Annotated in this window: 30 protein-coding genes and 4 pseudogenes; 14 read left to right on the top strand and 20 right to left on the bottom strand. The window is 37.1% G+C overall.

Annotated features, from left to right (window positions below):
* Positions 1–3: 3 nt before the first annotated feature.
* From ACWYN3_RS30285 to ACWYN3_RS30275, 3 genes are all read right to left on the bottom strand, one after another.
* Positions 4–477 carry an OmpA family protein gene (locus tag ACWYN3_RS30285; protein WP_456217628.1) on the bottom strand — a complete coding sequence of 158 codons (474 nt, stop codon included), beginning with the start codon at positions 475–477 and terminating at the stop codon, positions 4–6.
* 87 nt (positions 478–564) lie between these two features.
* The gene (locus tag ACWYN3_RS30280; protein WP_456217627.1) at positions 565–1,029 is read right to left on the bottom strand and encodes a hypothetical protein; all 465 of its coding nucleotides are present in this window, start codon (positions 1,027–1,029) and stop codon (positions 565–567) included.
* A gap of 62 nt (positions 1,030–1,091) precedes the next feature.
* Complete coding sequence (locus tag ACWYN3_RS30275; RefSeq protein ID WP_456217626.1) at positions 1,092–1,352, bottom strand: hypothetical protein; 261 nt, start codon at positions 1,350–1,352, stop codon at positions 1,092–1,094.
* A gap of 246 nt (positions 1,353–1,598) precedes the next feature.
* Here ACWYN3_RS30275 and ACWYN3_RS30270 point away from each other — a divergent pair, with 246 nt between their 5' ends.
* From ACWYN3_RS30270 to ACWYN3_RS30255, 4 genes are all read left to right on the top strand, one after another.
* Entirely contained in the window at positions 1,599–2,816 is a 1,218-nt protein-coding gene (locus ACWYN3_RS30270; RefSeq protein ID WP_456223200.1) for an aminopeptidase P family protein, read from the top strand.
* A 23-nt stretch (positions 2,817–2,839) separates the two neighbouring features.
* Positions 2,840–3,112 (top strand): glycosyltransferase family 32 protein, encoded by a 273-nt coding sequence (locus ACWYN3_RS30265; protein WP_456217625.1) that lies wholly within the window; start codon positions 2,840–2,842, stop codon positions 3,110–3,112.
* A 135-nt stretch (positions 3,113–3,247) separates the two neighbouring features.
* Complete coding sequence (locus ACWYN3_RS30260) at positions 3,248–3,499, top strand: hypothetical protein (protein ID WP_456217624.1); 252 nt, start codon at positions 3,248–3,250, stop codon at positions 3,497–3,499.
* Positions 3,500–3,540: 41 nt separating this feature from the next.
* Positions 3,541–4,416 (top strand): glycosyltransferase family 2 protein, encoded by an 876-nt coding sequence (locus ACWYN3_RS30255; RefSeq protein WP_456217623.1) that lies wholly within the window; start codon positions 3,541–3,543, stop codon positions 4,414–4,416.
* Between the two features lies 1 nt (position 4,417).
* Here the strand turns inward: ACWYN3_RS30255 and meaB are convergent, their stop codons facing one another.
* A complete protein-coding gene (meaB, locus tag ACWYN3_RS30250; RefSeq protein ID WP_456217622.1) occupies positions 4,418–5,308 on the bottom strand; it encodes a methylmalonyl Co-A mutase-associated GTPase MeaB in 891 nt (296 codons plus the stop codon).
* Between the two features lie 128 nt (positions 5,309–5,436).
* Between meaB and ACWYN3_RS30245 the strand changes: the two are divergent.
* Positions 5,437–7,248: pseudogene (locus ACWYN3_RS30245) on the top strand (ABC transporter ATP-binding protein).
* Positions 7,249–7,282: 34 nt separating this feature from the next.
* Positions 7,283–8,332 carry a glycosyltransferase family 4 protein gene (locus tag ACWYN3_RS30240; RefSeq protein ID WP_456217621.1) on the top strand — a complete coding sequence of 350 codons (1,050 nt, stop codon included), beginning with the start codon at positions 7,283–7,285 and terminating at the stop codon, positions 8,330–8,332.
* A gap of 2 nt (positions 8,333–8,334) precedes the next feature.
* On the opposite strand, the gene ACWYN3_RS30235 is transcribed toward ACWYN3_RS30240, so the two are convergent.
* From ACWYN3_RS30235 to ACWYN3_RS30225, 3 genes are all read right to left on the bottom strand, one after another.
* Positions 8,335–8,583 carry a glycosyltransferase gene (locus ACWYN3_RS30235; protein ID WP_456217620.1) on the bottom strand — a complete coding sequence of 83 codons (249 nt, stop codon included), beginning with the start codon at positions 8,581–8,583 and terminating at the stop codon, positions 8,335–8,337.
* A 49-nt stretch (positions 8,584–8,632) separates the two neighbouring features.
* Positions 8,633–9,034: a hypothetical protein gene (locus tag ACWYN3_RS30230; RefSeq protein WP_456217619.1), complete on the bottom strand. Its 402-nt coding sequence runs from the start codon at positions 9,032–9,034 to the stop codon at positions 8,633–8,635.
* A 186-nt stretch (positions 9,035–9,220) separates the two neighbouring features.
* On the bottom strand, positions 9,221–9,562 hold the full coding sequence (locus tag ACWYN3_RS30225) for a hypothetical protein (protein WP_456217618.1): 342 nt from the start codon (positions 9,560–9,562) through the stop codon (positions 9,221–9,223).
* A 209-nt stretch (positions 9,563–9,771) separates the two neighbouring features.
* On the opposite strand from ACWYN3_RS30225, the gene ACWYN3_RS30220 reads away from it, so the two are divergent.
* The 5 genes from ACWYN3_RS30220 to ACWYN3_RS30200 all read left to right on the top strand — a co-directional run bounded on the left by ACWYN3_RS30220 (position 9,772) and on the right by ACWYN3_RS30200 (position 12,760).
* The gene (locus tag ACWYN3_RS30220; protein WP_456217617.1) at positions 9,772–10,593 is read left to right on the top strand and encodes a glycosyltransferase family 2 protein; all 822 of its coding nucleotides are present in this window, start codon (positions 9,772–9,774) and stop codon (positions 10,591–10,593) included.
* Positions 10,594–10,668: 75 nt separating this feature from the next.
* Positions 10,669–11,160, top strand: coding sequence for a hypothetical protein (locus ACWYN3_RS30215; protein WP_456217616.1), 492 nt, complete (start codon positions 10,669–10,671; stop codon positions 11,158–11,160).
* A gap of 10 nt (positions 11,161–11,170) precedes the next feature.
* Positions 11,171–11,659: a glycosyltransferase gene (locus ACWYN3_RS30210; protein WP_456217615.1), complete on the top strand. Its 489-nt coding sequence runs from the start codon at positions 11,171–11,173 to the stop codon at positions 11,657–11,659.
* Between the two features lie 133 nt (positions 11,660–11,792).
* Positions 11,793–12,134 carry a GDP-mannose 4,6-dehydratase gene (locus tag ACWYN3_RS30205; RefSeq protein ID WP_456217614.1) on the top strand — a complete coding sequence of 114 codons (342 nt, stop codon included), beginning with the start codon at positions 11,793–11,795 and terminating at the stop codon, positions 12,132–12,134.
* A 2-nt stretch (positions 12,135–12,136) separates the two neighbouring features.
* Positions 12,137–12,760: a GDP-mannose 4,6-dehydratase gene (locus tag ACWYN3_RS30200; protein WP_456217613.1), complete on the top strand. Its 624-nt coding sequence runs from the start codon at positions 12,137–12,139 to the stop codon at positions 12,758–12,760.
* Here ACWYN3_RS30200 and ACWYN3_RS30195 read toward each other — a convergent pair.
* The 8 genes and pseudogenes from ACWYN3_RS30195 to ACWYN3_RS30160 form a co-directional block, all read right to left on the bottom strand.
* Positions 12,757–13,059: a hypothetical protein gene (locus ACWYN3_RS30195; RefSeq protein ID WP_456217612.1), complete on the bottom strand. Its 303-nt coding sequence runs from the start codon at positions 13,057–13,059 to the stop codon at positions 12,757–12,759. The genes ACWYN3_RS30200 and ACWYN3_RS30195 overlap by 4 nt on opposite strands.
* Positions 13,022–13,576, bottom strand: coding sequence for a methyltransferase domain-containing protein (locus ACWYN3_RS30190; RefSeq protein WP_456217611.1), 555 nt, complete (start codon positions 13,574–13,576; stop codon positions 13,022–13,024). Before ACWYN3_RS30190 ends, ACWYN3_RS30195 begins: the two co-directional genes overlap by 38 nt.
* A gap of 67 nt (positions 13,577–13,643) precedes the next feature.
* Positions 13,644–14,093, bottom strand: coding sequence for a hypothetical protein (locus ACWYN3_RS30185; RefSeq protein ID WP_456217610.1), 450 nt, complete (start codon positions 14,091–14,093; stop codon positions 13,644–13,646).
* A 2-nt stretch (positions 14,094–14,095) separates the two neighbouring features.
* A complete protein-coding gene (locus ACWYN3_RS30180; protein WP_456217609.1) occupies positions 14,096–14,812 on the bottom strand; it encodes a hypothetical protein in 717 nt (238 codons plus the stop codon).
* A gap of 139 nt (positions 14,813–14,951) precedes the next feature.
* Positions 14,952–18,030 (bottom strand): annotated as a pseudogene (gene infB, locus ACWYN3_RS30175) (translation initiation factor IF-2).
* A 75-nt stretch (positions 18,031–18,105) separates the two neighbouring features.
* Positions 18,106–19,338 (bottom strand): annotated as a pseudogene (gene nusA / locus ACWYN3_RS30170) (transcription termination factor NusA).
* Positions 19,339–19,340: 2 nt separating this feature from the next.
* A pseudogene (gene rimP / locus ACWYN3_RS30165) lies at positions 19,341–19,807 on the bottom strand (ribosome assembly cofactor RimP).
* 207 nt (positions 19,808–20,014) lie between these two features.
* Positions 20,015–20,449 carry a hypothetical protein gene (locus ACWYN3_RS30160; protein WP_456217608.1) on the bottom strand — a complete coding sequence of 145 codons (435 nt, stop codon included), beginning with the start codon at positions 20,447–20,449 and terminating at the stop codon, positions 20,015–20,017.
* An 18-nt stretch (positions 20,450–20,467) separates the two neighbouring features.
* Between ACWYN3_RS30160 and ACWYN3_RS30155 the strand changes: the two genes are divergently transcribed.
* On the top strand, positions 20,468–20,815 hold the full coding sequence (locus tag ACWYN3_RS30155) for a phage holin family protein (protein WP_456217607.1): 348 nt from the start codon (positions 20,468–20,470) through the stop codon (positions 20,813–20,815).
* 78 nt (positions 20,816–20,893) lie between these two features.
* On the opposite strand, the gene ACWYN3_RS30150 is transcribed toward ACWYN3_RS30155, so the two are convergent.
* From ACWYN3_RS30150 to panC, 5 genes are all read right to left on the bottom strand, one after another.
* Positions 20,894–21,829 (bottom strand): hypothetical protein, encoded by a 936-nt coding sequence (locus ACWYN3_RS30150; protein ID WP_456217606.1) that lies wholly within the window; start codon positions 21,827–21,829, stop codon positions 20,894–20,896.
* A 53-nt stretch (positions 21,830–21,882) separates the two neighbouring features.
* The gene (locus tag ACWYN3_RS30145; RefSeq protein ID WP_456217605.1) at positions 21,883–22,017 is read right to left on the bottom strand and encodes a hypothetical protein; all 135 of its coding nucleotides are present in this window, start codon (positions 22,015–22,017) and stop codon (positions 21,883–21,885) included.
* 347 nt (positions 22,018–22,364) lie between these two features.
* On the bottom strand, positions 22,365–23,504 hold the full coding sequence (locus tag ACWYN3_RS30140) for an acyl-CoA dehydrogenase (RefSeq protein WP_456217604.1): 1,140 nt from the start codon (positions 23,502–23,504) through the stop codon (positions 22,365–22,367).
* 111 nt (positions 23,505–23,615) lie between these two features.
* A complete protein-coding gene (gene panD, locus ACWYN3_RS30135; RefSeq protein WP_041886236.1) occupies positions 23,616–23,966 on the bottom strand; it encodes an aspartate 1-decarboxylase in 351 nt (116 codons plus the stop codon).
* Between the two features lie 44 nt (positions 23,967–24,010).
* Positions 24,011–24,853, bottom strand: coding sequence for a pantoate--beta-alanine ligase (panC, locus tag ACWYN3_RS30130; protein ID WP_456217603.1), 843 nt, complete (start codon positions 24,851–24,853; stop codon positions 24,011–24,013).
* A gap of 153 nt (positions 24,854–25,006) precedes the next feature.
* Here panC and ACWYN3_RS30125 point away from each other — a divergent pair, with 153 nt between their 5' ends.
* A complete protein-coding gene (locus ACWYN3_RS30125; RefSeq protein WP_456217602.1) occupies positions 25,007–25,207 on the top strand; it encodes a glycogen/starch synthase in 201 nt (66 codons plus the stop codon).
* Positions 25,204–25,674, top strand: a complete 471-nt coding sequence (locus ACWYN3_RS30120) for a glycogen/starch synthase (protein WP_456217601.1) — start codon at positions 25,204–25,206, stop codon at positions 25,672–25,674. Before ACWYN3_RS30125 ends, ACWYN3_RS30120 begins: the two co-directional genes overlap by 4 nt.
* Positions 25,675–25,819: the final 145 nt, after the last annotated feature.

The raw sequence follows: 25,819 nt of genomic DNA, 5'->3' as shown, positions 1-25,819 counted from the left end.
ATATTAGTTTCTTGAAGTTTCAACACGACGGTTTTGGATACGACCTTCTTCAGTATCGTTAGAAGCGATTGGATTTGCTTCACCTAAACCTTTTGTAGCAACTTTGCTAGCACTAACTCCAGAGTTAACTAAGTAAGTTTTTACTGAGTTTGCTCTGTCTTTAGATAATTTCAAGTTGTAAGCAGCAGTACCTTCGCTAGAAGCATAACCTTTTACTAAGGCTTTACCGTTGTTTTCTTTCAACACTGAAGATAATTTATCTAAAGTTGGGTATGATTCAGTTTTTAAAACTGAAGAGTTGAATTCAAATTGGATAGTTTCGAAACCAGTTAAGTTACCAGCGTTAACTACAGTAGCTACTGCTGCTGCAACTGGAAGAGGACATCCTGATCCGTCAACTGCAGTACCTGCAGGAGTTCCTGGGCATTTGTCAAACTGATCAGAAACACCGTCTCCATCGCTATCTTTTTTTTTCATCTTCAACAGATTTTTCAACGTTAGATACACGAGTTTTAAGTGCTTCAACTTCACGACGTAATGAAGGGTCTTTCAACTCATCATACATCATAGCAAGTGGGTTAACCCAGTCCAGGTTTGGTTTAGCTTTAGAACTAATGAGAATTCTAATCCAGCATAACCGTATGAGAATTTATCTTTAGTTGTTCCTTTAGCGTAAACTCCGTCGAAGTTATCACCATCAATGAAGTGCATTGTGTAACCTAAGTTAAAAGCAACACGGTCAGAAACTTTAAATTTCACACCAGCACCAACTGGGATGTAAGATTCTTTAACGTAAGTTTTGTCATGGTTATCACCAGCTTTGTCTTTCCAGTCAGTAACACCACCACCTACTGAAGTTACTTTAGGAGCATAAGCAACTAAACCGTAACCAACAGTAACGAAGAAGTTAACTGAGTTCTCACGACGCAAGAAATCTACAGTAGCAACATTAACAACACCACGGATGTCAGCTGCATAACCGATTTGAGTTTCAAAGTTAGTAATACCATTTGCCTGACCACCTGGCATATCTTTGTTTGTTCCAGAAACTTTTCCGCGGAAAATGTTACCTTCTAAACCAAAAGCATGACCTAGTTGTTTTTTTTCAATGAGATACCGTAACCTAAGTTAACGTCAGCATTTTTGAAGTCATTTGATCCACCAATCGCAACGAATGGAGATAAAACACCTGCATTAACACCAATAGACCAAGTTCTGTACTGGCCTCTTCCGCCAAACACTTTGGCTGAAGTTGAAGTTGAAGTAGAATCCTGAGCTGAAGCAAGAGTGGTAACACCCATTACAGCAACAAAAGAAACTGCTAAACCCTTCTTTAAAGTAGAATAATTCATAATTTTTCTTTTTTAAGGTTAAACAAATTTAAAAATGTATAATTTTTTTGTGTAGCAAAATTAAACAAATTTTTAATTCTCACAAGGCATATACAAACTCCGTTCCAATTTTAACAAATTTTAAGAATTCAATATAAATGACTTTATTTGCCCACTCATAATGCTGGATATGAAATATCAGAATTTAGAAAATAAAATCTTTGTTAAGAATAGAACAAATTTAAATAAACACCTCAAAAACAATTCATTAGCTATATTCATTCTAATGATGAGTTTCCAAGAAGCGGTGATCAGAGTTTTCCTTTCAAACAAAATTGTGACCTGTTTTATCTTTCTGGTATTGATCAGGAGAAGACTATCCTCTTACTTTACCCGGATTGTCCTAATCCTATATATAGAGAAGTCCTTTTTTTAAGACAGACAAATGAGCACATCAAAGTGTGGGAAGGCCATAAATACACCAAATCAATGGCAGAACTGTCATCAGGTATAAAAAAAATCTGCTGGCTGGAAGATTTTGATAATATTCTTCACAGTATTATATCCTATGCGGATCACATTTACCTGAATACGAACGAGAATGATAACACACCATATACTGTAGCCGACCGGGATATCCGTTTTATTGAACAGATGAAGTCGAAATATCCTTTACATCACTATGAAAGGTCCGCACCTATTATGCGTCAGTTGCGCGAAACAAAATCTGATGAAGAAATAAAATTAATTCAAAAAGCCTGTGATATAACCAGAGATGCCTTTATACGGGTACTTAAATTTACCCGTCCGCAGGTAACCGAATATGAAATCGAAGCAGAGATCATACACGAGTTTATCCGACAGCAGGCAACCGGACATGGCTACCCCCCAATTATCGCCTCAGGCAATAATGCAAACATTCTTCATTACGGTGATAATAATCAAATCTGCAAAGAGAATGAATTGATTCTCATGGACTTCGGTGCAGAATACGCAAATTACAATGCAGATTTGTCCCGTACCATTCCTGTTAGTGGCAGGTTTACACCCAGACAAAAAAGTGTATACCAGTCTGTACAATATGTCATGGAGGAAGCCAAAAAACTGCTGAAACCGGGCATTTCAGGAAATGATTACAACGAAAGTGTAGGTGAACTGATGACTGAACAACTGATCGGACTAGGTTTAATTTCTATGGAGGAGGTGAAAAATCAAAACCCTGCCCATCCGGCTTATAAAAAATATTTTATGCACGGGATAAGCCATCACCTTGGACTTGATGTACATGATTTCGCCCACCGTTACACTCCTTTTCAGGCCGGTAATGTATTAACTTGTGAGCCAGGAATCTATATACCCGCAGAAGGATTTGGTATTCGCCTGGAAAACAATATTTTAATAACTGCTGACGGAAATATCGATTTAATGGCAAATATCCCAATTGATGCCGAAGAAATTGAAGAAATCATGAACAGTTCCATCTAAATTAAAACAGAACTCATTTAAAGATGTCAATACCAAAAATCATACATCAAACATTTAAGACTTCTAAATTACCGGTGATCACGCGTTGGCATATTGCAAGATTCAGAAAGAAAAATCCTGAGTATAGTTACGAGTTTTATGATGACCTGCGGATTGAAGCCTTCTTATTGAAGGAATTTGATGAAGATATGCTGTCTCTATATAAAAGGATTAATATCGGAGCTGCCAAAGCAGATTTTTTCAGATATGCAGTCCTATACAAAAAGGGTGGAGTTTACCTGGATATTGATAGATAGTGGAATTAATGATCGTCTCGATGATTTTATACTAGACAGCGACAGCGCCATAATTGCTCCTGAAGGGAATCCAGACCTGTTTGTACAGTGGGCACTGGTATATGAACCTCACCATCCTTTCCTAAAAAAAAAACAATGGAGCTGATGTGCCAGAATATCAGAAACAATAAATATCCACATGACGTACATCAAATGACTGGTCCCTCAGTTTATACCAGAGCTATTCGTGAATGTTTAAAAGAATCGCCCGGCATTGCTCACCGCATTTTAGGGGTAGATTATGATCATCATTTTAAATTTAAATATCCATTGAGCAAGTTCCTTTATGAAAAAGGTGAACACTGGAAAAAAGCACAATTGACAAAGCCGGTTCTGAAGCCCGAATAAACCTATATTTGTCGCAATTAATAATCCAATCAAAATTATCCATGAAAGTTGCCGGTTTTACCTTTATTAAAAATGCAGTAGTAAATGACTATTCTATTGTTGAAGCAATTTCCTCTATTCTTCCTATTTGTGACGAATTTATTGTTGCAGTTGGAAAATCAGAAGATGGTACCAGAAAATTGATTGAAGAGATTAACTCACCTAAAATAAAAATGATTGACACCATCTGGGAAGAAAATCTCAGAGAGGGCGGAGCTGTCTTTGCAACTGAAACAAATAAAGCTTTTGCAGCAATTTCAAAAGATACAGACTGGGCCTTTTATATACAGGGAGATGAATGTGTACATGAAGATGACCTTCCTGAAATATTGAAACAGATGCAGGATAACCTGAAAAATCAGGAGGTTGAAGGTTTGCTCTTTAAGTACAATCATTTCTACGGTTCATATGATTATACCGCCGAATCCAGAAGATGGTACAGAAGAGAAATCCGGATTGTAAGAAGAAATTTAAATGTCAGCTCTTACAGAGATGCCCAGGGTTTCAGAATTGACGGAAGAAAAATAAATGTTAAATTGATCGATGCCCATATTAACCACTATGGCTGGGTAAAACCACCACATGGGTTAGTTAAAAAAGGACTAAACTTCAATACCTTCTATAACCCTGATGCGGTAATCAGAGAGGTACCGGTAACCGCAACTTTTGACTACGGTAACGCAGATAAGCTCATCCACTTTAAAGGAACTCATCCAGCCGTAATGGCTGCCCGTATCGCTCAGGCAAACTGGAAATTTAGTATTGACCCCACAAAAACAAAGAATAATGATAGTTTCCGAATCAGGTTATTGTTGAAAATATATAAACTTACCGGAATCAGGATTGGGGAATATAAAAACTATAAAATCGTCAAATAATCTATTTATACTGATTGATAAATTGATATAAGTTAAAATCAGCTCTGTTATAGGCTTCAGCTATTTTCTGCTGAAGTTCCAGCCTGATCACATCTTTCATTCTGTAATTCTGAATGAGCTTGAACGCCTTTTCAGCATATAAATATAGTTTTCGCTCATTTTCATGAACCGGTGTCTCGCTGATCCAGTTTAAAAGTTCATCTACACCCGTTCCTTTATCCGCCACAGTCTTAAAAACGGGAACAATGGTACTTCGCTGATGCAGCATTTTTGTAAGGTTATTCGCAAATGTTGCCGCCCCATCCCGATCAGCCTTATTCACTACAAAAACATTTCCGATTTCCATCAAACCAGATTTGATATGTTGAATTTCATCACCTGCCTCAGGTACTAGTACTATGACAGTTAAATCAGCCAGACCAGCAATTTCTATTTCCGATTGGCCCACTCCAACAGTTTCCACGATTATATAGTCAAAATCAGCAGACCTCAAAACATCTACCATTTCAATAATCTTTGCTGAAAGCCCACCTACAGATCCTCTTGTGGCAACCGAACGGATAAATACATTCGGTTTATTAAAATGAGCAGACATCCTGATCCTGTCTCCCAAAAGTGATCCCAGGTTAAATGGAGAAGTGGGATCGACGGCAATAACAGCTACACGCTTTCCCATACCAGCCCATTTTTCAATCATCGCATTGACCAATGTACTTTTGCCTGCTCCCGGAGGCCCCGTAATACCGATAACAGGAATATGCTGATTAATATTTATCTCTTTTAATAACTCTTCGCTCCCTTTAATACTATTTTCAACCAGCGTAAGGGCTCTGGCCAGCGCTATAAAATTTCCCTTCTTAATATCGGCAATAAGAGATGAACAGCTAGTCATTTTTGTTTCTGTTTAAAATATTGGAAATGAATTACCGGAGCTATTGAAACCGCAAAGAAACCCGGTAAATAACACTTATTATAAACAAAGCTAGTAAATCCGTAGCTTTGAAAAATTTTTAAATTCCAATGAAGATCTATTTCAGGTTATTAAGCTTTGCAAAACCAATTGAAAAATATGCCATTCCATATATTTTGGTAACCTTGCTCGCTATATTTTTCAATACATTTCTCTTTACTCTGTTAGGGCCCTTGCTGGAAACCTTATTTGCTACTACAAAAGTTACTATGCTGGAAAAAGCATCAGCACTGACTTTATTGGTCAGTTCAATAGCTATATCAATTTTACTATAGTCACTTATGGTAAATTATATACGTTAAAGATAGTCTGCGGAATTATAGTTGCAAGCGTCTTCCTAGCGAATTTTTTCCGTTACATGTCTCAGCGCATCATGGAAGACCTGAGAGTTCACACCCTGCTTAATTTACGCCGGGCGGTTTTCAATAATATTATGGATCAGCATATTGGTTATTTCAGCAATGAGAAGAAAGGCGATATTATCTCTAAAATTGCATCAGATGTTCAGGTAGTACAAGGTACAGTTACCAATACGCTGCAGGTGGTTTTTAAAGAGCCGGTTCAGGTCATATTTTATATTGGAGTTTTATTGTCTATTTCTGTAAAACTGACCGTATTTTCTCTTCTGGTTATTCCGATTTCCGGCTTTATCATTAGTAAAATTGTTAAAAGATTAAGACAGCAGGCAAAGGAGTTACATGAAAGTTTTGCGAAGATGATCGGATTTTTAGATGAGGCATTAGGTGGGATAAGAATCATTAAAGCCTTTAATGCAACTACAAGAATAAAGGATAAATTTCACAATGAAAATATTTATTATTCGGGTTTAACGAGAAAAATAGCTCGCAGACAACAACTGGCTTCACCGGTATCTCAAACGCTGGGAGTACTTGTGGTTGTTTTTATTGTATTATACGGAGGATCAATGATTCTGAACAACCAGGGAGATCTTACCCCTTCAAAATTCCTGGTATACATTGCTGTATTTTCACAGGTAATGCAGCCAATCAAAGCGCTATCAGATTCATTCAGTGCAATCCATACGGGGATAGCAGCCGGTGAAAGAGTTCTCGACCTGGTAGATATTAAAGCGGAATTGACAGATAAAGAAAATGCTATCCAGATCAGTGAATTTAATGACCGTATTCAATTTGAGCATATTTTTTTCAATTACGGTGATAAAGAAGTCTTGAAAGATATCAATATTACAATTACCAAAGGTCAGACAGTCTCTGGTTGGCCCTTCAGGTGGTGGAAAAAGTACACTTATAGACCTTATCCCAAGATTTTATGACCCGAAATCCGGCAACGTCCTTATTGATGGTATCAATTTAAAAGACGTAGCACTTAACAGTCTGAGACATCAGATGGGAACTGTTAATCAGGAATCTATTCTTTTTAATGACACCATCTATAATAACATTGCATTCGGAAAACCAGAAGCGACTCAGGAAGAAGTTATTGCCGCTGCAAAAATTGCCAATGCACATGATTTCATTCTGAAGACAGACACTGGCTATGAAACCAGCATAGGGGACAGGGGCAATAAATTATCAGGTGGTCAGAAACAAAGGATATGTATTGCCAGAGCAGTGTTAGCTAATCCACCAATCATGCTGCTCGACGAAGCAACTTCAGCATTAGATACAGAATCTGAAAAACTGGTACAGGATGCCTTAAATAATCTGATGAAAAATAGAACCTCAATTGTAATTGCACACAGGTTAAGTACAATTCAGCATGCTGACACCATCATTGTAATAGATAACGGGACAGTTTCAGAGCGCGGTACCCACCTTGAATTACTTGCCCAGAATGGCCTTTACAGAAGGCTTATTGACATGCAGACCTTTGCAGATTAATCCATACAAACTGAAACCAACAACCCTTTACTAGATGAAATTAGCCTTTGATTGTGAACGAATGAAGTATTCTCATACAGGAATATTTGAGTACTGTCATCAGTTGGGCCAGGCATTAAAGGCAGGCAGGGATGTTACAGATCAGATCAGTTATTATCTTCATCCGGATCTACAGCAATATTTCAATAAAGAGGATAGCTTTCTTGATCAGAATAGCTTTCAGAAGTTCATTTTTCCAAGACATAAACAGATAGACTTATGGCATACTACCTACCAGTTGTCTTCCTATATTCCAACAAGCAAATCCATTAAACGTGTACTGACAATTCACGATCTGAACTTTTTACACGAAGGTAAATCCTCCTCCAAAACGGAAAAATACCTAAAGAAACACCAAAAAATCATCGACTTAGCAGATCATATTGTAGCTATTTCAAACTTCACCAAACAGGATATCCTAAAAAATCTGGATACAAGAAATAAGCCAATCACAGTAATTTACAATGGCTGCGCTGAAGGAATACTATCCATTTCAGAAAAACCAGCATATGTAGTTGCCAGCCCATTTCTTTTTGCTTTAGGAACAGTAAATCCAAAGAAAAATTTCCATGTCTTAATCCCTTTACTGACTGGTAACGATTTTGAGCTGATTATTGCAGGAAAAATTGAGCCTGACTACAGGGACAAAATAATGCAGGAGGCAGCAGCACATCAAGTGGCAGACAGAGTAAAAGTTATTGGTCCCGTTTCTGAACAGGAGAAATTATGGTACTATAAAAACTGCGAAGCTTTTCTATTTCCGTCCATCGCTGAGGGATTTGGCATCCCCCCTATAGAAGCCATGAGATTTGGAAAACCGACTTTCCTTTCCAAAGCCACTTCTTTACCAGAAATCGGAGGAGATGCAGCTTATTATTTTAACACTTATGACCCTGCGGACATGAAACAAGTATTTGAAGATGGAATGAATACCTATAACCGAACTCAGCCAGCACAACAAATCATCAACCACACCAAACAGTTTAATTGGGATCGTAGTGCCGAAGCCTACTGGAAGGTTTATAGAGAGACTTTAAATCAATAGCTTTATTCAGAAACAAAGTCTATGGCCTGGGTCATTTTACTAATCACCGCTTCCCAGCTATAATTATCATTTATATATTTCTTACCATTTTGCTGTAAAAGACTAAGATCAAGACCATCATTCAATACCTTATCTACGGCAGATTTAAAGCTTTCAAAGTCATTAAAAGTAAATCCTGCCTGACTATTTTCAATATGATCTTTAAGCACTTCACAATCCCGGTTAGCAATAACCGGAACTCCAGCCAGCATCCCCTCTAAAGTAACCAGCGACAAACAAACTTTTAAAAGGAAGGCATAATTATAATTGTGCTTTTGCCTCTTGTAACAAAGCATGCTTCACATCATCCGCTATAAATCCCATACTGATAATATCTTCGTGCTTGGGAATATCCATAAATGGAGTTCCAACCAGCACTAATTTCACCGGACTGCCAGTGGCCTCTTTATACTTTAAAAAATTCTGAAACAGGATCACTCCACCTTTATCAGGATCAATTCGTCCGATATAGATCATATAAGGCTGATCAGATTTTAAAACCTCTGCTGCACTAAACTTTTGTTCAGGTATTATTTTCTCAATTCCAGCACCAACAATATCACTGTAAACATCTTCATTATTAAATAACCGGTTTACCAGCCTTTTTTCAGAAAGCGTAAGGTATAAGATAGCTTTCGGCAATTTAAAGAAAGATTTATACACAGGTAAATAGATTGCTTCTTCATCATGTGCAGTAGGAATTAAGATCGAACGGTCTGCCGCTGCTTTGAGTCCATAAAGCGTAGGGAATAGAGATAAGTAAAGAAAATCAACGCATCATATTCATTTTGATTTGTTTCCAGATAACTGATCAGTCCGGGCGTAAACGGCCCTTGTTGTTTAGACCATTCATAACTGTTTTTTTTTTTCAAAATCAGTACGATCCGCGATCCCAAACAAGTTCAATATTCTTTGAGAAAAAGTTCTGGATTGCAATTTTCGCACTAAACGATGCACCTTACTCTTATTCCTTTCCTGAGGCACACTAAACCGCCTCACTTTTACTCCATTGATTGTTGTTACTCCTTCAGGATACTCATTTGCCCAGGTAAAATAATTCTTAGCACAAGAAGTCAGGATCTCCACCTCATATAGTGAACTCAATTTCTCTGCTAATGTTCTGCAAAGATATTCTGCCCCACCATTCACTTCTAAACCGTATCGCTGTACAACTAAGGCAATTTTTTTCATCAGTATATATTATTTCGTCGTATTATGTCTTTTATTGATGCTCAAGATCAAACGTAGTTAAATATTGATGAAACCGCCACGATCTTAGCAGCACAAACTTACAAAAAAACAATCTGGTTCTCTTTCGGCTGTATTTGAATAAAATTAACATTACCTTCGAATCTTTATTTGCCTCATAAACGGAGAAAAAGAGGCTTTAAAGGGTAATTATGAGTACTAAAATATCAATAATTACTGTCAATTATAATGACAATTCCGGATTACAAAAAACAATTAATAGTGTTTTAAATCAATCCCTCAGAAATTTTGAATTTATAATTATTGACGGTAACAGCAATGATGGAAGCAAAGAATTTCTGCAGCAAAACAGGGATCAGTCTATGCGCTGGGTTAGTGAGCCAGACCGCGGTATTTACCATGCTATGAACAAAGGTATCCAAATGGCTACCGGACAATACTTACTGTTCTTAAATAGCGGTGATGTATTATTTGACAATGAGGTGATTAAACAGATTGATAGTGAAATAGATGGTACTTATGGCATTTATTATGGTGATATTATCTTCGATGAACCCAAACAACAAAAAAAGGTTGTTTTTCCCGATACACTATCATTCACTTTTTTTTTCAAACAGAGTTTGTCACATCAGGCAAGCTTTATAAAAAAGACACTTTTTGAGGAGATATTCCTATACAACGAAGATTTTAAAATAGTATCAGACTGGGAATTTTTTATTTATGCGATCTGCAAACAGAATGTATCTTATAAACATCTGGATGTATTAACTACCATTTATGATGGGAATGGCATCTCCTCAGATTCCAATAACCTTAAAATGATGTACCAGGAGCGTAAGATATCTCTGCTTAAGCATTTTCCCGCTTTTATAGATGACTATACTCAGATATCCGAGTTAGAACACAGAAGGGTGAAGCAATTCTTTTATATTAAAGAGCATCCCTTTGCATGGAAGATTCTAAAAGCCTGTATCAAAACAATTCTCTTATTTATCCCTAAAAAGAGAATATAGTTACCCAATTAATTAACGGTGGGGTTCTAACACAAGTTTATTACCTTTAGCAGGTACAAAGAGCACATTTAAAGAATGACAAGAGTACTTTTAGACCCAGAAATATTTATTCTTCAGGAATTCGGTGGTATCTCCAGATATTACACAGAACTTTATAGTGCGTTCGAAAATAATCCCGAAATACAAATTACCTGCCCCATTCTTTATACAGATAATATTCATTTTAAAGAAAGTCCTCTTTTCAAAAACAGCTATCAGAAAAGAAAAAAAATTCTAATAAAATATAGTGAGTTATTCAGAGGCTATTTACCAAGAAAATTAAAAAAGAAAAGCAAAAAAGAGACAATATCTCTACTAAAAAAGCAAGAGTTCGACGTTTTTATTCCTACTTATTATGATCCTTATTTCCTGGCTCATTTAAAAAACAAACCATTCATACTTACAGTGTATGATATGATCCACGAATTATATCCTCACTATTTCACAAACGACAAAACTACAGTCCCGAACAAAAAAATACTGCTGCTGGAATGCAGCAAAAATAATTGCTATATCAGAAAGCACTAAAAGAGATATATTGAGGATCTATCCAAATATTCCTGCAGAAAAAATTGACATTGTTTATTTAGCACATACTATAAAAACAGAAGTTCAGACGGAAGTACAAACTCCTGAAAACTATATTCTATTTATTGGCAACAGAACGGTTTATAAAAATTTCATCTTCTTTTTAAAAGCCGTTGTGCCCATTTTGAAGAATCGTAAAGATCTTTTTATTCTTTGTGCAGGCGGAAATGACTTTAATGAGGAAGAAACTCAGCTCATTAGTGAATCAGGAGTCGGAGATCAGTTGATACAGCGTAATTTTAAAGATTCAGAATTAGCTGACTACTATAAAAAAGCATTGTGTTTCGTCTTTCCTTCAGAATATGAGGGTTTCGGCATTCCCGTGCTCGAAGCAATGGCTTGCGGATGTCCAGTAGTTTTAACAAACCATAGCTCCTTCCCCGAAGTGGCCGGAGATGCAGGTATATATACTTCGAACTCAACAATCCTGCCGATTTAAAGGAGAAACTAACCCTACTGCTAGACAATATCAGTTTCAGACAAGAATATAAATTAAAAGGTTTAATTCAGGCAAGTAAATTTAACTGGAAAAAAACAACAGATGAATGTTTAAAAGTTTATCAAACAGTATTATGACGCAGAAAACTGCAATTATAACAGGTATTACAGGGCAGGATGGAGCTTATCTTGCTCAGCTATTGCTTAATGACAATTTTAAAGTGATCGGACTGACACGTGGTTACCATAACGACAACTTAAACGGGCTTTCCTATCTGGGTATAAAAGAAAAAGTTACACTAATAACCTGCGATTTACTGGACATCTCACAAATCATAAAGATTATCCAGCAGCTTAAACCTACACATATCTATAATCTGGCAGCACAAAGCTCCGTATCTCTTTCTTTCCAGCAACCAATCGGAACATTTCAATTCAATACACTCAGTGTATTTAAACTTTTAGAGAGGCCATAAAAATGGTTGATAAAACCATTCGCTTTTACCAGGCCAGCAGTAGTGAGATGTATGGAAAAGTGAATGAACTACCTATTACCGAAAACAGCGTACTGCACCCTTTAAGCCCTTATGCAATCTCTAAAGCAGCAGCACATTTTACCTGTATTCATTACCGGGAAAGTTATAAATTACATGTCAGTTGCGGAGTGCTTTTTAATCATGAGTCTTACCTCAGACAAAATACTTTCTTTGTAAAGAAGGTTATACAAGAAAGTATCAAAATAAGCAAGGGGCTGATCGACGTTCTTAAAGTAGGTAATATTGATGTCAAAAGGGATTTTGGATATGCTCCTAAATACACTGAAGCTATGTATCTCATTCTACAGCAGGAACACCCTTCTGATTACCTCATTTGTTCAGGACAAACCATAAGCTTACGTGAAATTATTCATTATATCTTCGATAAACTGAATATCTCCCATGATTTGTACCAGATAGATGATCAGCTATACAGACCCGCAGAGATTGAAAATATTTATGGTAATAATTCTAAAGCCAAACAAGAATTAGGCTGGGTATATGACCTGGATATCTATCAGACTTTAGATTTATTAGTGGAAGAAGAGTTAAAGAATAATTCTTAGCTCAGCTTTGATTTCACAAAATCAAAATCTTTAGCCAAAAGGGATTCTTTTTCCGGTATTGCTTTGCGATCAAATTTGTTAACTATTTTTTTCATCTTTCTGATAAAAAATGGATCTCTGTTTACTGAGAAAGGATTAGTTGATAGTTCTTTTTTGGTAAACAAGTGATTGCTCTGCCCGTCCGTATAAAAGTTATACCCTAATGAACGTGCAATATATTCAAGAGATTTTTTGGTATGCAGCGCAATATGTTGTCCTGTTTCAGGTATAAAGTACCACCAGTCCGCTATTGAAGTCAAGTCCTGTTCTGGCTGTATTTCTGTAGTAAACAAGATATTGTCCCCATATTTTTTGTGTGATTACCTCTATTTCGGTAACCGGATCAGACATATGTTCAAATACCTCAAAAGCAGTTACCAATTCAAATTTCGTATTGGTATTCAGCTCACTAACATCAAAATGTTCAGCAAATAAATTTTGACAATAGATATCACTATGATAAAAATTGTATCCTTTATCCCTCATAATCCGGGTAAATAACCCGTATCCGCCTGCATAATCGAGGTAGACCGCATTCTTATCAAAGTACTTATTCAATACCTTAATTACGCGCTCTCTAAGCATTTCATTCCGATGAGCAAGCCCCAGGTCCAATTTTGTTATTGCTGATGAATAAGCCTCTTCTAACCAATAAGCTTCTTCAGTTTGAATAAATCCAGTCTCCTCACACTGATAATACTTAACATCATATTTACCCAGTATTTTGGCATTAAAAATATGTTTAGTTAATCCACCGGTAATCTTACTTTTCATCATTATTCTCTAAAAAAATACACTTATAAATTACTTTCAGGCTAAATATGGCGATAATTCACCATACAGTTTAAACATGATCAAGTTCTTTTTTCAATAGCTTCAATAAATCACTTTTAACAGAAGCAGCAGAGAAATTATTTAGCGTATAATCTTTCACTAACGCGCTATACTCAGCATAAGTCTGTTCGTCTAAAGCCAATACCCTGTCAATGGCTCCAATTAGCCCAGCTGGTGACAATTCATCCATTTCAAATATAAATTTTTCCTGAGCAAAGCCACAGTATTTACTTACTATAGGGATTACACCTGCAGACATGGGTTCAATTGTTCCTCCCGGTAAGCCATCAATATAACTACTTGCAACAGTATAGCTGCAATTTTCTATAATCTGTCTCATTTCTACAGAATCCATTCTGATGTTTTTATACAAAAATACATTAGGGCTCTCATATAATAATTTCTGATAGTAATTCTCAAAATATGTATCCATACCCGGCACTACAATATAGAAATTCAAATCTAACCGTAATTTTGCAACCTCCAGTAAAATATGCAAACCTTCTTCGTCACCAGTTTAGCACCAGTCAGAAATAAAAAGTTTTTCGTACGGGTTTCGGCCGTTTTCAGTTTAAACTGACTGAATGAACCAAGAATATTATTATTTAATGAATATAAATGATTCTCAAACCTAGATTTATAATCCTCATAAACAAATCCTCTGGCAAGAATAATTGCGAAATCCGAATTAAAAAGAGAAAAATAGGTGGTTGCAGTAACAACATTAGTTTCATTTGCCATCCATAATCCAGATAATTTATAAAAGTCCTTGATACTTCTTAAGCACATTTCATTGTGCAGATTTTCATGGGCACCAGTCACAAACATCACCCGAGGAATACTTCGGTCAGGATAATAAAAGGAGTCCTCGAAACGATGCCCCATGCCAAATATCACCGCGTATTTTCCATAATTAATCTCAGAAGTCTGATCCAGATAATTTACGACATCAACATTATATCCCAATTCAGAGAAGCTCTCAGCGATGACATGTGACGTGATATAATTCTGGTGAGTAAAATGATTAGCCTTATGAAATGGCTGTGTTATATAAGATATAAGGACGGTTTTCTTATAATCTGTTTTATATAGATTATAAATTGGCGCATCATCAGGATTTGTAATTTTTACTCCAAATATTTTGTTGACCTTTTTACTGATACTTCTTTTTATATTCATTTTAGGTGCCCTTTCCTGCAGAATAGATATCATTCCAAACAGAACGCTAATTTAGTTTTAATACAATAAAAAACGCCCTGTTATAAATCTTTTTCAAGATTCATTAACAGGGCGTTTTGATATGAGTTTAAATAAAAACTTATAACTTTCTTTTTACTTCTACTTGTTCGTAAGCTTCAACGATATCACCAACTTCAATGTTATTAAAGTTATGTATGTTCAGACCACATTCGTAACCTCTTGCTACTTCTTTCACGTCATCTTTATAACGTTTCAGTGAAGCAAGTTCACCAGTGTAGACAACCACACCGTCTCTGACGATATACGGATCTTACTATTACGTGTAATCGTTCCATCCAATACCATACAACCAGCAATGGTTCCCACTTTCGTGATTTTAAAGGTATCTCTGATCTCCACGTTTGCAGTAATTTTCTCCTGGAACTCAGGAGCAAGCATACCTTCCATCGCAGCTTTGATCTCATTGATCGCGTCATAGATGATAGAGTACAAACGAATATCGATTTGTTCAGCTTCAGCCAGTTTTCTTGCACCTGAAGAAGGACGAACCTGGAAACCGATGATAATCGCATCAGAAGCCGAAGCTAACAATACATCAGATTCTGAAATCTGACCCACCGCTTTACTGATGATATTGATCTGAATCTCTTCAGTCGATAGTTTCAGTAATGAATCGGCTAATGCCTCAATCGAACCATCCACGTCACCTTTAACAATCAGGTTAAGCTCTTTAAAGTTACCAATTGCTAAACGACGGCCAATCTCATCAAGAGTGATATGTTTCTGTGTTCTCAAGCCCTGCCACACGCATTAATTGTAAACGTTTGTTTGCAATTTCTCTCGCTTCAGACTCATTCTCTACCGCATTGAATTTATCACCTGCTGTAGGTGCGCCCTGCATACCTAATACCTGTACCGGTACTGATGGACCAGCTTGTTCTACTTTTTGTCCACGTTCGTTAAATAACGCTTTCACACGACCACTGTAGCTACCCGCTAAGATCGGATCACCAACTTTTAAAGTACCAGCCTGAACCAGTACAGTAGTTACAATACCACGTCCTTTATCTAAGGTCGCTTCAATTACACTACCAGTAGCACGTTTATTAGGGTTAGCTGTTAATTCTAATAATTCAGCTTCTAATAATACTTTATCTAATAAAAGATCAACGTTTAAGCCGCTTTTACCTGAGATTTCCTGAGACTGGAATTTACCACCCCAATCCTCTACTAAGATATTCATGATCGATAACTGTTCACGGATCTTATCAGAGTTAGCACCAGGCTTATCAATTTTTGTGAAAGCAACACTAAAGGAACGCCGGCTGCCTGAGCATGGGCAATTGCTTCTTTAGTCTGAGGCATTACTGCATCATCCGCTGCAACAACAATAATTGCAATATCCGCTACTTTCGCACCACGTGCACGCATCGCTGTAAAGGCTTCGTGACCCGGTGTATCTAAGAAGGTTACTTTTTTACCAGTAGGTGTAGTTACCATATAAGCACCAATGTGCTGTGTAATACCACCTGCTTCACCAGCTACAACATTCGCTTTACGGATATAATCCAGTAAAGATGTCTTACCATGATCGACGTGACCCATGATCGTAACAACCGGAGCTCTTGGCTCTAAATCTTCAGGATTATCTAATTCTTCAATAATACTATCGCCTTCATCATCTGGTTTAACGAATTGTATTTCGTAACCAAACTCATCTGCAACAATCGTTAATGTTTCTGCATCTAAACGCTGATTGATCGAAACGAACATACCAAGACTCATACAAGTACCAATAATTTTTTGGTAACTGGTACATCCATCATACTCGCCAGTTCGTTTGCCGTAACAAATTCTGTTACTTTCAACACTTTAGACTGTAGTTCCTGTTCCATTGCAGCTTCTTCCGCAGAAAGAGCCACATCATCACGTTTACCACGACGCAGTTTTGCACGTTGTGCAAATTTTCCAGATTTACCAGCGCCGCTTAAACGTGCAAGCGTTGCTTTAATCTGATCTTGTATTTCTTTTTCCGTAGGTTCTTCTTTAGAGCCTCCAGGTCCGCCTGGTTTGCTGTTTCTAAAGTTAGGCCTGTTGGCTGTATTGTTCGTATTGTTCCTGAAATCAGGTCTGTTGGTAAAAGTTGGCACGCCCGCAGGTTTTGCAGGTGTAGCAGGATTATTTCCTCCTTGCTGACCAGGCGCTGAGGGATTACCTCCTGACGACTGATTCTGTCCAGGTGAGCCCGGAGCCTTTTTACGCTTGCGTTTCCTTTTCGCATCATTACTGTCAGCTGAAGAAGCTACTACAGGTTGTGATTTACGTTCAGGTGTTGTCGGCAAGACAATTTTACCAATAATATTTGGTCCGGAAAGTTTTACTGAACGGGCTTTGATAACCTCGACTTCGTCAGGTTTATCCGCTTTCGGTGTAACAACTTCTTTAACCGGCTCTGCTTTAACAACAGGTGATTCCACAGGTTTTTGTTTTTCTTCTTTAACTTCTTCCACAGCTTTAACTACTTCAGGTTTAATTTCAACAGGTTTAGCCTCAATAGGTTTTTCTACTGGCTTAACTTCCTCCTGAACTACCTTAGGTGCCTCTGGGATAATTGCTGCTGGTACAACAGGTGCTTCTACAGGAGCCGCCGGTATAACAACCGGAGCTTCCGCTTTAACAACTTCAGTAACTGGAAGTTCTTCTTTTTTAGTAGGGCGGGTCTTAGCGTTTAAATCGTCAAGATTAATTTTCCCTACAATTTTAACACCTTTCAGCGTTCCTTCTTCAACCTTTTCAGCTTCCTTTTCTATTGCTGCTTCTTTTTCAGGAGCAGGTGCAGGAGCGACTTCTTCCTTAGGTTTCTCAACTGTAGGAGGAGTATAGGAATGAAGGTTTTTGATTAAAATACCCTCGCTTTCGAATTCAGCATTCTTTCTAGGTGCGTCAGCAACTTTTTCAGTTACTTCAGGCTCATCACGACGAATTTTACCTATAACAATTTGATTGGCTTCTTCTTTTACGATTTTATCTCCCTGAAACTCTTTCAATAATGCATTATACATATCGCGGGAGAGTTTAGTAGTGGGTTTATTCTCAACAGAAAAGCCTTTCTTTTCTAAAAACTCAACGGCCGTAGCTATCCCTACGTTAAGTTCCTTAACTGCTTTGAATAAAATTATTGGTTTGTCGTCTGACATTGATATCCTATTTTTTCTTAATTCTTATACAAAAGTAACGTTTATTCTTGTTTTTTTTTCTCATCAAGTCAACGCTTATTCAAATTCTGACTGTAATATACTGATAACTTTTAATAGTTTCTTCCTCCAGATCAGTTCTTTTTACTAATTCGTCTACTGACAGCGCTAGTACGCTTCTTGCTGTATCACAACCAATTGCTTTCAATTCGTCGATAATCCAGCTATCGATTTCGTCCGAGAATTCTTCGATATCCACATCTTCATCTTCTTCACCAGCTTCACGGTAAACATCAATTTCGTAACCAGTTAATTTACCGGCAAGCTTGATATTATGTCCGCCACGTCCAATTGCAAGAGAAACCTGGTCAGGCTTCAGATAAACCGAAGCATGTTTAGTAACGTCATCCAATTTAATTGAAGTGATTTTAGCAGGACTCAAAGCCCTTGTGATATAAAGAGAAATATTATTAGTGAAATTGATTACATCAATATTCTCATTTTTAAGTTCTCTCACGATTCCATGAATACGTGAACCTTTCATACCAACACAAGCACCCACCGGGTCAATTCTGTCATCGTAAGATTCAACAGCAACTTTAGCACGTTCTCCTGGTTACGAACGATTTTCTTAATGGTAATTAAACCATCAAAAATCTCAGGAACCTCAATCTCGAACAAACGCTGTAAAAACTCAGGAGCAATTCTTGAAATAATAATCTTTGGTGTACTATTCATCATATCCACCTTTAAGATTACCGCACGAACCGTATCACCTTTTTTGAAATAATCAGCTGGTATCTGTTCTGTTTTAGGCATGATCAACTCATTACCTTCATCATCCAGTACTAACGTTTCTTTTTTCCAAACCTGGTAAACTTCTCCTGTTACAATTTCTCCAACTCTGTCCTTATATTTCTTAAAGATCTCGTCTTTTTCTAATTCAAGTACTTTAGATACCAGTGTCTGACGTGCAGCTAAAATAGCTCTTCTTCCAAAACTCTCTAAAGTAATCTGCTCAATGTAGTCGTCTCCAACTTCCATATCTGCATCTAACTGCTTAACCTCAGCCAACTCGATTTCAAGATCATCATCCTCAGAAAAGCCGTCTTCCATTACTTTTCTTGTGCGCCAGATCTCTAAATCACCGTTATCAGGGTTAACAATTACATCACAATTCTCATCAGTACCATATTTCTTACGTAACATGCTACGAAATACTTCTTCCAGCACACTGATCACCGTAGGACGGTCGATGTTCTTGAACTCTTTGAATTCTTGAAATGAATCGATTAAATTAATATTGCTCATTTTTATTTAAATGAAATTAAAACCTTTGTTTCTATTATATTATTAAAGTCCAGACTGGTTTCAACCAATTGTGCTTTCTTTCCTTTTTCTTTTACTTTCGCTTCTATGGTAATCGACTGCTCATTTACATACAGCAGTTTTCCTTCCATAATATCACCTCCGGTAACCTTAACACTTAATTCGCGTCCGATATTTTTCTCGTACTGTCTTTTAAGTTTCAGAGGTTCGCCAACACCAGGAGAGGAAACCTCCAGGTTATATGCTTTCTCAATAGTATTCTCTTCTTCCAGATGAAATCCAACATGTGTCTGCTAATCGCAGCACAATCCTGAATACTGATGCCTTCGTCACCATCCACATGAATGATTAACTTATTGCCAGGCAGCAACTTTACTTCAACTAAAAATAACTCCGGTCTGTCCGAAATTTTTTCCTCTACTAATTCTATTACTCTTTTCTCTACTTGCATAAACCAATTTGCGGATAAAAGAAAAGAGGGGACATCTGCCCCCTCTTGCCCCTCTATAACAGTGCAAAGGTAGGAATTTTATTTCAAAAATAAAAACAAATACCGCTTGTAAATCCATTGGACGTTTACCAGATCTAATTTAAAAAAATTAAATAACAGCCTGAAACAGAAAATAAAAAAAAATAAAATCGGGATGAATGAATTGACTTAACGCTTTAGCACCACCTGCTGAGGCTTTACACTATGATTTAGTTGTCCACTGATTATCTTTTGATTACTAGCAAACTTTACATTCATATAAGATATAACCAAATAATTTTTTCCTGAAATAAATGATTTCACTGGTTTAAAAACCAAGTTACTATCTGTGATCATCAGTTTACCAGCCACATTATGCTCTATACCAGAAGTATCATCATCAGATGACATTTCCAATACCGAGACCACGTCAGCATGTGCAGTATCAATACCCGGCCTGTTCTTAATCTGCCATAAACCAGCAGGATCAATATCAGAAAAGACAATTGAAGTGCTATCAGCCGAAAATTTTATAGAAAGTGGCTTATTATTTGCTAATGAACAAGACATTAAACAGGCCACCCCAAACAACAACGGCGGTATTTTAAATAAATAGCTGTACATTTTTTAAAACTAAACATTATGAAACTTATTATCGAAATTTTATTGATGGGGCTGGCCATGCTGCTAGGCTCATACATCGTTCCCGGCGTTCATATCGACGGATTTGGTACCGCGATTATTGCTGCCATCCTGATTGCACTCGCAAATGCGACAATCGGATTCATCTTAAGACTGCTTACTTTTCCGGTTAACTTCCTGACTTTAGGTTTGATGTCATTTATTATCACCGTATTAATGATTCTTTTAGTAGATAGTATGATGTCAGGATTTAACACCTCGGGATTCTTCGCCGCTGCATTTTTAGCGATTGTTATAGCTATAATCAAGGCGTTGTTCGGCACTATTGCCGGTACAGATAATAATTAGTTGTAAAAAAGCCAGTAAGCTTCCTGCATTAACGCACATGAAGTTTACTGGCCTAAAGATTATTCAATTCATTAACTACTAGGGCGCCAGTCTTCCTGGAAAAGGACTGACATGACCATTTGATCCGGAATATGCCAAAACATAAGCCATTGTTACTCCCGGAGACAAACCTGGGTAAGTGAAATACAAAACAAGGTTACCATTATCCTCAAGTGCGTAATAGGCATTATCGCCTAAGGTCTCTCCATTAGTAGCATACCTTTTACTACTCCAGGTTGAATTCGGATTATCACCAAAACCAACGTATAAAACAAGATTGCCATCTGTTTGAAAAAATAAAGACTGGGCAGGCACTGGACTAGTATTATTTGTATTACTGTACCAAACTGCAAGTCCATCAGCACGATACAAAACAAGATTGCCATCTGTCTGTAGAGTAAGATAATATTGACGATTAGGAGAATATACATTTTGTCCAACAGTTAATATTGGAACAGTACTACTTGGATAAAATTTCGTGCTCGGCATCGCAGGAAGAACGTCGTTAATCAGAACAAACTTCTTCATACTTTCGGGTAACGCAACTGTAACAACTGTAGTTATTGGATACGAAAAACCAGAGTAAACATCTTCCCAAACTTTATTATCTTTATTATATCGGTTTATCTTCAGATAAAGCCTGCCATAAGCATTTAGTGCAGGGATTAATGAAGTTTGGTTAATCACAGTTGTACCTCTCGAAACATTATCACCTGACGATTTCCAATCAGACTCTGTAAGTTTCTTAGGAACTGAAATATCTCTATATCCAAGATTAGTGTTCATAACCAGGGTAATTGTACACGTTCCGTCTTCATAGGATAGATCTTGTAAAGTAGTTCTAATTAATTCCACACCCCAATGAATGTTTTGGCCAGTAGCCGGGTTTACATAAACCGATCCATTTTGAAGATACTTTGCGTTAATAGCAAAAGAGGAAACATTTATTGTAGCTTTTGACAGTGAAACATTCACAAAAATCAGAATAGCAAATAATATTAGTGCTTTTTTTATTATTATATAATTAACTATTTTTCAAAGTTGAATTTGTATTCATTTGCTCTACCATATTGAGCCAAAACAGTATCCCTGTTAAGAAGCTCATATCCGCGTATCAGGTAACTGTTTTTTATTTTATCAAATTTGATTTCTTCAAGTTTCACTTCCCTCGTATTTTTGACAAATAGTTTAGAACTTTTTGATCCAGTTTTTGATCTGCCATAACTTTGGCGGATACGTCAACCTGCTGAATAGCTCTCTCATCCTTTTTACACGCCGATAAAGCAAGCATAAAACAAAAATGGCAAAACCGCAATTTTTAACGTTTTAATAAATTTATTTTTCATATTATTTTGATTATTTGCAATAATAATCAAAATAATATGCATCAACATTAATTAATTATAAAATAATCACTCATATTATTTTCGTAAAAAAAAAACTTTACCAATAACAAAAAAAAAAAAAAGACAATTATCCAAGCGACTTTTCTTATTAATGATAAATAATACTATCTCAGTATCTCTCTCGAGATTACCATTTGCTGGATCTCTGAAGTACCTTCATATATCTGTGTGATTTTTGCATCCCTCATTAAACGTTCCACATGGTATTCTTTAACGAAACCATAACCACCATGCACCTGAACAGCCTCAACTGTCACATCCATTGCTACCTTAGAAGCATATAATTTAGCCATAGAACCGGCCAGCGTATAAGGAAGCCCCTGATCTTTTAACCAGGCTGCTTTATAAACCAGCATTCTTGCTGCCTCAATACTAGTTGCCATGTCTGCTAATTTAAAGGCAATTGCCTGATGTTCTGCAATCGGCTTACCGAATGATTTACGTTGTTTAGAATAGGCAAGAGCAAGCTCATAAGCACCAGCCGCAATACCCAGTGCCTGGGCTGCGATACCAATACGGCCGCCTTCCAATGTCTTCATAGCGAATTTAAATCCGAAACCATCTTCGCCAATTCTGTTTTCCTTAGGAACTTTAACATCATTGAACATCAGAGAATGTGTATCAGATCCGCGGATACCCATTTTATTTTCTTTCGGCCCAATAGTAAAGCCTTCCATTCCTTTTTCTACTATAAAAGCATTAATTCCTTTATGTTTAAGGTCCGGATGAGTTTGGGCAATAACCAGGTAAGTAGAGGCAGTGCTTCCGTTAGTTATCCAGTTTTTTGTCCCGTTTAACAAATAATAATCACCTTTATCTTCCGCTGTAGTCTGCTGAGAAGTCGCATCAGAACCTGCTTCTGGTTCAGATAAACAGAATGCACCAATTTTTTGCCCTGAAGCTAAAGGTTTAAGATATTTTTCTTTTTGGAATTCAGAACCATAAGCTTCCAAACCGTAACAAACCAAAGAATTATTAACTGAAACCACAACCGAAGCTGAAGCATCGATTTTAGAAAGTTCTTCCATGACCAGCACATAGGATACTGCATCCAATCCGCTGCCGCCGAATTTCTCTGAAACCATCATTCCTAAAAACCCCAGTTCGCCAAGTTTTTTCACCTGCTCTGCAGGAAACTTCTGGTGCTCGTCTCTTTCAATCACGCCAGGCTTCAATTCATTCTGCGCAAAATCTCTCGCAGCCTGCTGGATCATCAATTGTTCTTCACTTAGTTGAAATAGCATAATAATTATTTTTGGAAAATTACTTTTTGCCAAATTTAGTATTTCCAATCGAAAGATACTATGGTTGCATAGTATCTTTCCGAAAAAATAATTATAATACCATAAAACGCCTTATTTCAGCAAGTGATTGTTATCATCAGGAAAAACCAGGATTGGTTTATATTTTTTAGCTTCTTCTATTGGCAAGGATCCATAAGAAATGATAATTAAAGTATCTCCTACCTGTACTTGCCTTGCAGCCGCACCATTCAAACATACTGTACCCTTACCGCGCTCACCTTTAATCACATAGGTTTCAAATCTTGCCCCATTATTATTATTGACAATCTGCACCTTTTCATTAGCAATGATATTCGCGGCATCCATCAGGTCTTCATCAATTGTGATGCTGCCTACATAGTTTAATTCCGCCTGTGTCACTCTGACACGGTGTATTTTCGATTTTAATATCTCGATAATCATGCTGTAAAGTTAGATAATATTATATTGATTCATTGTAATTCGTGTCAGTTCAGCATCATGTTATCGATCAGCCTGGTCTCTCCGACTTTCGCCGCAACCAGGGCAACCAGATGCTGCGCCGTTTTATCATTTTCAGGAAGCAGGGTTTCACTGTTCGCGATCGTAAAGTAATCGAGTTCAACGCCTTCTACACGCTGAATAATAGCTATAGCCTCTTTGAGTAAGGCTTCTATGTTTTCAGTCTGAAAATGGTCTTTCACATAAGATAACGCTTTACTCAGCACTAATGCATGCTCATGCTCCAAAGCAGAAAGGTGAATATTTCTTGAGCTCATCGCTAAACCATCATCCTCCCTGATAATCGGGCAGGAGATAATTTGCACCGGCAACTTGAAATGCGCCACCATATTCCGGATCATCAGCACCTGCTGAAAGTCTTTCTGACCAAAGAAAGCGACATCAGGATCAACTGCATCAAAAAGTTTTTTAACAATCTGTGTGACTCCCTGGTAATGCCCGCGTCTGAATTCACCTTCCAGCAAAAATTCAGCAGGCCCAAGATCAATATGCCAGTGCTCAGGCACAGGATACATCTCTTTAACAGAGGGCATAAACACATAATCGCACCCTGCATCCTGTAACATTTCGATATCATGCTGCAGGGGTCTTGGATACTTTTTTTCCAGATCTTTTGGGTCTGTAAACTGTGTTGGATTCACGAAAATACTGCATACCACAACATCTGCATGTTGCTGAGCAATCTTAACGAGAGATACGTGTCCTTTGTGCAAAGCGCCCATTGTAGGCACTAATGCAATTTTTTGTTGAGCCAATTTTCGTGGCTTCAGCAAGCTATTTAAACCTGCTATAGTATTTATAACTTCCAAACCGGGTTGTAAAATTTCAAAGTCCAAAGTTGGTTAATTATATAATCCCAACAAAACATCTAGGCAAGATATTGATAAATTTGAATAAATTGCTTACCTTTGCCCCCTTGATTATCTTTTCTTTAACATAAATATTTATTCACAAATATGGAGATGGCAAAAACGAAGCTACTGATTGTTACACACGAGATGTCGCCTTTCCTGGAACTCACCAAAATTTCAGAGATTACCCGTCAATTGCCTCAGGCAATGCAAGAAAAAGGATTTGAGATCCGTATTCTTATGCCAAGGTTCGGAAAAATATCAATGAACGTAGGAACAGGCTGCACGAAGTTATTCGTTTATCGGGGATGAACATCATGATTGATGACAATGACAACCCACTAATTATCAAAGTCGCATCTATTCCAGCAGCCCGTATGCAGGTTTACTTCCTGGATAATGAAGATTATTTCCAGCGCAAGTATGTATTCAGAGATAAAGAGAATAAGTTTTATGCAGACAACGACGAAAGAACAATATTCTTTTGTAAAGGTGCATTAGAAACTGTTAAAAAGTTAGGCTGGGCACCGGATATCGTGCATTGCCATGGCTGGATGACTTCACTTGTTCCTGTATATATTAAGACTTCTTACAAAAACGACCCGACATTTAAGAACTCAAAAGTGGTTTATTCTGTATATGAGAATTGCTTCACTGAAACTTTGCATGCTGATTTGCATAAAAAAGCAGTGATGAACAATATGACAGCAGATGACACTAAAGTTTTCGAAAATGCAGACAGCAACACTTTGCATATCGGCAATTATTACTTATTCTGACGCCGTAGTTTTGGCCGATGAAAAAATTGATGCTGATGTGTTAAAATTTGTTAAAGATTCAAATAAGCCAACTTTAGCCTTTAATTTAACCGAAAATTTCGAGAACTTTTACTCTTTATATGAGGAAATCTCGAATGATGAATTG

It is taken from the genome of Pedobacter sp. NJ-S-72 (assembly GCF_053890575.1).
This window is presented reverse-complemented; position numbering and strand designations above follow the sequence as displayed.